This is a genomic window from Paraburkholderia sp. XV (assembly GCF_020177535.1).
Taxonomy (GTDB): domain Bacteria; phylum Pseudomonadota; class Gammaproteobacteria; order Burkholderiales; family Burkholderiaceae; genus Paraburkholderia; species Paraburkholderia caribensis.
In genome coordinates, this window is sequence record NZ_JAGUUD010000199.1 from 1 (window position 1) to 8,916 (window position 8,916).

The 8,916-nt window shown below is 63.2% G+C and carries 8 protein-coding genes; 7 read left to right on the forward strand and 1 reads right to left on the reverse strand.

The window, feature by feature from the left end:
• On the reverse strand, positions 1–180 hold a 180-nt coding region (locus tag KFO72_RS40475; protein WP_225034457.1), incomplete at its 3' end, for a hypothetical protein.
• 218 nt (positions 181–398) lie between these two features.
• On the opposite strand from KFO72_RS40475, the gene KFO72_RS40480 reads away from it, so the two are divergent.
• The 7 genes from KFO72_RS40480 (at position 399) to KFO72_RS40510 (ending at position 8,728) form a co-directional block, all read left to right on the forward strand.
• On the forward strand, positions 399–1,295 hold the full coding sequence (locus KFO72_RS40480) for an HlyC/CorC family transporter (RefSeq protein WP_035986532.1): 897 nt from the start codon (positions 399–401) through the stop codon (positions 1,293–1,295).
• Between the two features lie 33 nt (positions 1,296–1,328).
• On the forward strand, positions 1,329–3,086 hold the full coding sequence (lnt, locus tag KFO72_RS40485) for an apolipoprotein N-acyltransferase (protein WP_225034458.1): 1,758 nt from the start codon (positions 1,329–1,331) through the stop codon (positions 3,084–3,086).
• Positions 3,087–3,322: 236 nt separating this feature from the next.
• Complete coding sequence (gene glyQ / locus KFO72_RS40490) at positions 3,323–4,330, forward strand: glycine--tRNA ligase subunit alpha (RefSeq protein WP_082433758.1); 1,008 nt, start codon at positions 3,323–3,325, stop codon at positions 4,328–4,330.
• Between the two features lie 15 nt (positions 4,331–4,345).
• Entirely contained in the window at positions 4,346–6,445 is a 2,100-nt protein-coding gene (gene glyS / locus KFO72_RS40495) for a glycine--tRNA ligase subunit beta (RefSeq protein WP_225034459.1), read from the forward strand.
• 10 nt (positions 6,446–6,455) lie between these two features.
• Positions 6,456–7,013 (forward strand): D-glycero-beta-D-manno-heptose 1,7-bisphosphate 7-phosphatase, encoded by a 558-nt coding sequence (gmhB, locus tag KFO72_RS40500; protein ID WP_054929732.1) that lies wholly within the window; start codon positions 6,456–6,458, stop codon positions 7,011–7,013.
• A gap of 38 nt (positions 7,014–7,051) precedes the next feature.
• Positions 7,052–7,810, forward strand: coding sequence for a lysophospholipid acyltransferase family protein (locus KFO72_RS40505; RefSeq protein ID WP_054929731.1), 759 nt, complete (start codon positions 7,052–7,054; stop codon positions 7,808–7,810).
• A gap of 60 nt (positions 7,811–7,870) precedes the next feature.
• Positions 7,871–8,728, forward strand: coding sequence for a M48 family metallopeptidase (locus KFO72_RS40510; RefSeq protein WP_054929730.1), 858 nt, complete (start codon positions 7,871–7,873; stop codon positions 8,726–8,728).
• Positions 8,729–8,916: the final 188 nt, after the last annotated feature.

Genomic DNA, 8,916 nt, shown 5'->3' on the forward strand with positions numbered 1-8,916 from the left:
CGGCGGCAAAGAAAAGTAGGTGCCGCCCCGCACAGGGGCGACGCCTGAAGCACGATAACGAAGCGCGGATGCCAGCGAAAAGGCCAAACGCGCGAACGGCGACGCCTGAAGCACGATAACAAAGCCCGGATGCCAGCAAAAAAAAGCAAACACAAACAGCCCACCCAGCGTCGCAGACAAAAACCGCTAATTTTGACCACACGCCCCCCAACCCCCAGATATCAGTTAGGATAAAAGCGAGCGTTTTCCGCGGAAAACCGTCTTCCCCCGGTGAAACCGACGGGCCCAAACGGGAAAACGCCCTGCACCGCGCGGTGCCCCCGGACACGGTCCTGCCACGCACGTGGTGTATCCTTAACACTCTGCAACAGCGCGTCCAGCTTTCCGGGCGCACCACCATGAACGATTCGTATCCCAGTCGACGCCATACCAGCGACAAACCCCAGGAAAAACGCTCCCTCCTCGAGCGATTGACCGACTTCATCTCGCCCGAGCCCGATTCTCGCGGTGAACTTCTCGAAATCCTGCAGGACGCGCACGAACGCAATCTGATCGACGCAGATTCGCTGTCGATGATCGAAGGCGTCTTCCAGGTTTCCGAGCTCTGCGCGCGCGACATCATGATCCCGCGCTCGCAAATGGACGCGATCAACATCGCGGACGCCCCCGACGAATTCATTCCGTACATGCTGGAAAAAGCGCACTCGCGCTATCCCGTGTATGAAGGCAATCGCGACAACGTGATCGGCGTGCTGCTCGCGAAAGATCTGCTGCGCTACTACGCCGAAGACGAAGCCGACGTGCGCGGCATGCTGCGCCCCGCTGTGTTCATCCCCGAATCGAAGCGCCTGAACGTCCTGCTGCACGACTTCCGCGTCAACCGCAATCACATCGCGATCGTCGTCGACGAATACGGCGGCGTCGCGGGCCTGATCACGATCGAGGACGTGCTGGAGCAGATCGTCGGCGACATCGAGGATGAATACGATTTCGACGAAGAAAGCGGCAACATCATCGCCTCGCCCGACGGACGCTACCGCGTGCGCGCCCTGACCGAGATCGAGCAGTTCAACGAAGAGTTCGGCACGCACTATTCCGACGAGGAAGTCGACACGATCGGCGGCCTTGTCACGCACCACTTCGGACGCGTGCCGCATCGCGGCGAGAAAGTGAAGCTCGACGACCTGATCTTCGAAGTGCTGCGCGCCGACGCGCGCCAGATCCACATGCTGCTCGTGCGCCGCGATCCGCTCGCGGGGCAGCGCGAACGCGACGCCCAGCACGTGCAGACCTGATTCCCCCGTTTCCCTGAAGCCGACCACGCAAGAATGGCCGACCCGATCACTTCCCGTCTGCGCCGCGGCGTGACGTCCGACGCAGCCGATGCAAACATCGGGCGCGCCCGGACGTTGCCGTGGTGGCACTACCTCGCCGCCGCAGCCGCCGGCGCGCTCAATACGCTGTCCTTCGCGCCCACGCCGCACGGCGGCTGGCTCGAACTCGCGATCTTCGTCTTCTTCTTCGTGTGGCTCACGCGCACCACGGGCTGGAAAAGCGCGGCCCTAACGGGCTTCGCGTTCGGCTTCGGCAATTACGTGACAGGCGTGTGGTGGCTGTACGTGAGCATGCACTTCTATGGCGGCATGCCGGCGCCCCTCGCGGGCACGGCACTCGTGCTGTTCTCGCTGTATCTCGCCGTCTATCCGGCGCTTGCGGCAGGCGTCTGGTCGTTCTGCGCAGGACACGCGCGCAACGGCAAGCTCGTCGACGATCAGCCGTTTTCGCCGACCTGGCACGGCGCCTTTGCGTTCGCGAGTGCGTGGGCGATCGGCGAATGGCTGCGCGGCACGGTGTTCACCGGCTTTCCGTGGCTCGCGAGCGGTTACGCGCAGGTCGATGGGCCGTTTGCAGGATTCGCGCCGATTGTCGGCGTATACGGCGTCGGCTGGGTGCTGGCGCTCGCCGCCGCGCTGATCGCGCAGGCCGTGCTGCGTTCGCTCACAACGAAAAACGGTAACGCACCCGCTGCGCCACGCGCCACGCGCGTCGCGGTGCCCGCCGTCATCGCCGTCGCGCTGATCGCAGCGGGCCTCGTCCTGCCGCTCGTTTCGTGGACGACGCCCGCCAACGCGACGCTGACCGTGCGCCTCCTGCAAGGCAACGTGAAGCAGGACATGAAGTTCGAAGAGTCGGGCGTGAAAGCGGCCATCGACGAATATCAGCGGATGATCACCGCGAAGCCCGCCGATCTCATCGTCACGCCGGAAACAGCCATCCCCGTGCTCGCGCAGGCGATTCCCCAGTCGTTCGCGCTGGCGGTGCGCAATTTCGCCGATTCGACGCATTCGTCGATCCTGTTCGGCGCAGTCGGCGGAACCATCACGCCGGAAGGACGCGTCGTCGATTACACCAACAGCCTGTTCGGCATCACGCCGGGCCAGCCGGGCGTGTTTCGCTACGACAAGCATCATCTCGTGCCGTTCGGCGAGTTCGTGCCGTGGGGCTTCCGCTGGTTCGTGAATCTGATGAACATTCCGCTCGGCGATTTCGCGCGCGGCGCGCCCGTGCAGAAACCGTTTGTCGTGCGCAACCAGCCAGTCGCCGTCGATATCTGCTACGAAGACATCTTCGGCGAGGAAATCGCGCGCACGGTCCGCGAGAGCGACATGCCGGCGGGCGTCCTCGTCAATTCGACGAATCTCGCGTGGTTCGGCGACACGATCGCGCTCGACCAACATCTGCAGATCGCGCGCATGCGCTCGCTCGAAACGGGCCGTCCCATGCTGCGCGCGACGAACACAGGCGCAACGGCCGCAATCGACGCGCGCGGCAACGTCATCGCGCGCCTGCCCACATTTACCCAGGGTTCGATCGAAACGACCGTGCAAGGCACGACGGGCTTCACGCCGTACGTGACGAGCGGCAACAACACGGTGCTCGCCGTGTCGCTGCTGTTCCTCGCATTTGGTTTCGCGTTCGGTCCGGGCCGCGTCCGGTCGGGCCGCGATCGGTCGGGCCGCGTTCGGTCGGGCCGCGATCGGTCCGGCGGGTCGAAAAAGAACGGCGACACGAACAACAACGCCTGACGTCAAAATGGACGGGGAGCGCAGCACAGAACGCACGCAAAAGCGCCACGACGCGCCCCCGTCGCATCACCGGGCCCCAGAAAGTCTCAAGCCACCGGCAATCCGGTAAAATTCAGGGTTTTACAGCACTGGGCCGCGCAACCGGCCGGCTATGGAGCGGACGGCCAGCACGACCGGCGCGCCCCACGCCGCACGGTATCCGCGTCCTGCCTGAAAGGCACCCTTCAAGGCACTTCATGCTCACGTTTCAGCAAATCATCCTGACGCTGCAATCCTATTGGGACAAGCAGGGTTGCGCGCTGCTCCAGCCGATCGACATGGAAGTCGGCGCGGGCACTTCCCACGTCCACACGTTCCTGCGCGCGGTCGGCCCCGAGCCGTGGCGGGCAGCCTACGTCCAGCCGTCGCGCCGCCCGAAGGACGGCCGCTACGGCGAGAACCCGAACCGTCTGCAGCACTACTACCAGTATCAGGTCGTGCTGAAGCCGGCTCCGGAAAACATCCTCGACCTGTACCTCGGCTCGCTCGAAGCGCTCGGCTTCGACCTGAAGCAGAACGACGTGCGCTTCGTCGAGGACGACTGGGAAAACCCGACGCTCGGCGCGTGGGGCCTCGGCTGGGAAGTGTGGCTCAACGGCATGGAAGTGACGCAGTTCACCTACTTCCAGCAAGTTGGCGGCCTCGACTGCAAGCCGGTGCTCGGCGAAATCACGTACGGTCTCGAGCGTCTCGCGATGTATCTGCAGAAGGTCGAGAACGTCTATGACCTCATCTGGACCGAGTGGGAAGAACAAGGCCCGAACGGTCCTGAGATGCGCCGCCTCACGTATGGCGACGTTTATCACCAGAACGAAGTCGAACAGTCGACATATAACTTCGAGCACGCGAACACCGACCTGTTGTTCACGTTCTTCAACAGCTACGAGAGCGAAGCGAAGCGCATGATCGAAGTGCCGCTCGCGCTGCCCGCTTACGAACTCGTGCTGAAGGCTGCTCACACATTCAATCTGCTCGACGCGCGCGGCGCGATCTCCGTGACGGAGCGCGCGGCGTATATCGGCCGCATTCGCGCGCTGTCGCGCCTCGTTGCGCAGGCTTACTACGACTCGCGCGAAAAGCTCGGCTTCCCGATGCTCGGCAATCCCGTGCACGGCGTGCCCGGCCTCACCACCGACGAACAGGAAGCCGCGATGCCCGCTTGGGCGCCGCCGCTCAAAGCCGAACGCAAGATCGACCAGGACTGACGAGACCAAGAAGACATGACGCAATCCCATCAAGCCACCCTGCTCGTCGAACTGCTGACCGAGGAACTGCCGCCCAAAGCGCTAGCGCGCCTGGGCGATGCGTTCGCGGAAGGCATCGCGCAACGTCTCGCCGCGCGCGATCTGATCGAAGGCGAACTGTCGTTCGAGCGTTACGCCACGCCGCGCCGGCTCGCGGTCACGATCAAGAACGTACGCAGCGTCGCGCCGGAAAAACACGTGCGCGAGAAAGTGCTGCCCGTTTCCGTCGCGCTCGATGCGAACGGCCAGCCCACGCCGCCGCTCGCGAAGAAGCTCGCGGCGCTTGGTTTCCCCGATTTCTCGGTGAACGATCTCGAACGTGCGAACGACGGCAAGGCTGACGCGTTTTTCCTGCGCTATGCGGCGCCCGGCGCGACCCTCGCCGAAGGCCTGCAGACGGCGCTCGACGAAACGCTCGCCAAGCTGCCCATTCCGAAGGTCATGACGTATCAGCGGCCGGACGGCTCGAACGTGCAGTTCGTGCGCCCGGTGCATCGTCTGACGGTGCTGCATGACAAAGAGGTCGTGCCCGTCACCGCGTTCGGCATCGATGCCGACGACACGACGCTCGGTCATCGCTTCCTGTCCGAAGGCTTCGTGCAGATCCAGCATGCGGATCACTACGCCGAAACGCTGATGCATCGCGGCCACGTCGTGCCGAATTTCTCGGACCGCAAGGAAACCATCCGCACGCATCTGCTCGCGCAGGCAAACGGCGACCAGGTCGTGATGCCCGAGTCGCTGCTCGACGAAGTGACGTCGCTGGTCGAATGGCCCGTCGTCTACGCGTGCACGTTCGAGGACGAGTTCCTGCAGGTGCCGCAGGAATGCCTGATCCTCACGATGCAGACCAACCAGAAATACTTCGCGCTCACCGACGCGAACGGCAAGCTGCGTTCGCGCTTTCTGATCGTGTCGAACATCGAGACGAAGACGCCGGCCGAGATCGTCGAAGGCAATGAGCGCGTCGTGCGCCCGCGCCTCGCCGACGCGAAGTTCTTCTTCGAACACGACAAGAAGAAGCCGCTCGCGGACCGCGTGCCGCAACTCGCGAACGTCGTCTATCACAACAAGCTCGGCTCGGCGCTGCAACGCGTGGAGCGGGTCGAGGCGCTGGCGGGCGCGATCGCGCAGATGACCGGTGCGGACGTCTCGCTCGCGAAGCGTGGCGCGCATCTCGCGAAGGCCGACCTGTTGACCGACATGGTCGGAGAATTCCCCGAGCTGCAAGGCACGATGGGCACGTACTATGCGCGCCACAACGGCGAGCCGGAAGAAGTCGCGCTCGCGTGCTCGGAACACTATCAGCCGCGCTTCTCCGGCGACGCTTTGCCGTCGACGGTAACGGGCACGATCGTCGCGCTCGCGGACAAGCTCGAAACGCTGGTCGGTATCTGGGGCATCGGCCTGCAACCGACGGGGGAAAAAGATCCGTTCGCGCTGCGCCGTCACGCGCTCGGCGTGCTGCGTATTCTGGTCGAAAAGCAAATGCCGATCGACCTCGTCGAACTGTTGCGGGTCACCTATGCGCAATTCGCAAACGTGCCGAACGTCGCCGATTCGACGCAAGCCATTTACGAGTTCTGTATCGACCGTCTGCGCGGCCAGTTGCGGGAACGCGGCTATTCGGCGGGCGAGGTGGATGCCGTGCTCGCGCTGAACCCGACGCGCTTCGACGACATCGTTGCGCGTCTGGATGCCGTGCGCGAATTCGCGGCGCTGGCGGAAGCGGCGTCGCTCGCGGCTGCGAACAAGCGCATTTCGAACATCCTGAAGAAGTCGGAAGGCGCGCACGCGAACGGCGTGCAGACCACGCTGCTCGTCGAAGCAGCCGAAAAGGCGCTGCATGCGCAACTCGAACAGGTTGCGCCGCGTGTGCAGTCGCAACTCGCCGAACGTCAATACACGGGCGCGCTGTCGGCGCTCGCCGCGCTGCGCGAACCCGTCGACACGTTCTTCAACGACGTGATGGTCAACGCCGAAGACCCGGCGCTGCGAGCGAACCGCCTTGCGCTGCTCAGCGCGCTCCATCAACAGATGAACTGCGTCGCGGACATTTCGCGTCTGGCAGCCTGAGCGACGCATCATGGGGACCGCAAAGAAACTGGTAGTGCTCGATCGGGACGGCGTGATCAACGCCGACTCGGACGCGTTCATCAAATCGCCCGACGAGTGGGTCGCGCTGCCCGGCAGCCTCGAAGCAATCGCGCGGCTCAATCAGGCCGGTTATCGCGTCGCGATTGCGACGAATCAGTCGGGCATCGGCCGGGGCCTGTTCGATATGGACGCGCTCAACGCGATGCATCTGAAGATGCATCGCGCAGCGGCCGCCGTCGGCGGGCGTATCGACGCCGTGTTCTTCTGCCCGCACACGGCCGACGACCACTGCGAATGCCGCAAGCCGAAGCCCGGCATGCTGAAGATGATCGCGGAGCGCTTCGAGATCGAACCAGAAGAGACGCCTTGCGTCGGCGATTCGCTGCGCGATCTGCAGGCAGGCGCCGCGCTCGGTTTCGTCCCGCACCTGGTGCTAACGGGCAAGGGCAAGAAGACACTCGAAGCAGGCGGCCTGCCTGAAGGCACGGTCGTGCACAACGACCTGCGGGCGTTCGCACTCGACTTTCTCGCCGAAGAACAAGAATGATGCGTGCGTAGCGCGCCCTCACTTCACTGACCACGCCGATGCGCTTCATTCGCTCGCTGTTGCTGCTGATCTTTTTTGCGGTCTTCACGATTCCCTACGCGACCGCATGCTTCATCGCGTTTCCGTTCATGCGCGCCGACAACCGCTACTGGATGGCTGTCGGCTGGTGCCGCACGACGCTCGCTGTGGTGCGCTGGCTGAACGGCATCCGCTACGAAATACGCGGCATGGAAAATCTGCCGAACGGTCCCGCCGTGTTGCTGTCGAAACATCAGTCCGCGTGGGAGACGCTCGCGTTTCCCGCGTTGATGCCGCGGCCGCTGTGCTACGTGTTCAAGCGCGAACTGTTGTATGTGCCGTTCTTCGGCTGGGCGCTCGGCATGCTGAAGATGATTCACATCGACCGGAAGGAAGGCAAGAATGCGTTTGCATCGGTGACGCGGCAGGGCGCACGGCGCATGTCCGAAGGGGCGTGGGTCATCATGTTCCCGGAAGGCACGCGCACACCGACGGGCAAGCAGGGCAAGTACAAGACGGGTGGCGCGCGCTTCGCGGTTGCGACGGGCGCGGTGGTCGTGCCCATCGCGCACAATGCGGGACGCGTGTGGCCGCGCAACTCGTTCATGAAATATCCGGGTATAGTCACAGTGTCGATCGGCAAACCGATCGACGCCACCGGGCTCACGCCCGACGAAGTGAACACGCGCGTTGAAACGTGGATCGAGGCCGAGATGCGTCGTATCGATCCGGCCGCTTATGGCGACGAGCAGAACACGCCCGCCGCCGCCCGTATCTGACGCGCCACGCTGCAATGCGCACATGCGCGCGTTGCAGCGTCTCAGCGCGAAGTGAGTCCGATGCAGAAGTCTTCCAAGCCGCAGCCTGCTGCTGCGCTCGATAGCCGGCAACTGGATCTGCCGCTCTTCGACGAGCCGGGCAAATCTGCCGCGCCGCCGCAACCCAAGTCCGCTGCTCCCCTCGCTCCCGACGGTTCGAAACTGCGCAGTGTCACGCTTGGTGCGCGCACGTTGCAATATGGGTTGAAGCGTTCGTCGCGTCGTTCGATCGGGTTTGCGATCGACAGCACGGGACTGACTATTACCGCGCCGCGGTGGGTCACGCTCGCTGATATCGAAACAGCGATCGCCGAAAAGCAGCGCTGGATTTTTACCAAGCTCACTGAGTGGCAGACGCGTACTGAGCAGCGCGTGATGCCGCGCGTCGACTGGAAAGACGGCGCTGAGTTGCCCTATCTTGGGCAGACTGTGCGCGTGACGCTTGCGGCTGCGAATGGTCAGCTTGTCTATGATGCCGCGAGGAATGTGCTTGCGTTGCCGCTGCCGGCGCAGGCTGATCCGCAGCAGATCAAGGATCGCGTGCAGGGCTGGTTGCAGAACGAGGCGAAGCGGATTTTTGGTGAGCGTCTTGTTGTGTATGCCGAGAAACTCGGGGTTTCGTATCGGGCTTATGGGCTTTCTTCCGCCGCGACGCGGTGGGGTAGTTGTTCTAGCGATGGGAAGATTCGCCTCAACTGGCGGTTGATTCACTTTCCTTTGTCCGTTATTGACTATGTCGTCGCGCATGAACTCGCGCATTTGCGCGAGATGAACCATAGTCCTAAGTTCTGGCAGACGGTTGAGTCGATTTTTCCGGAATTTCGCGAGGCGAGGCAGACGTTGAAGCATCATCCGCCGGAGTTGTTGCCGACGTTGTGATTTGGTTTTGGTTTTTGGTTTTTGGTTTTTTGGTTTTTGCGCGTGTCGCGCGGCCTGATTTCGCGGTGCGGTTCCTTTTTTTGCCTTTGCGCTGGCGTCCGCGATTTGGTTTTGCTTTCGCTGGCATGCGTGATTTGCTTTTGCTTTCGCTGGCATCCGCGATGCGTTAGCTCGCTTCAGGCGTCGCC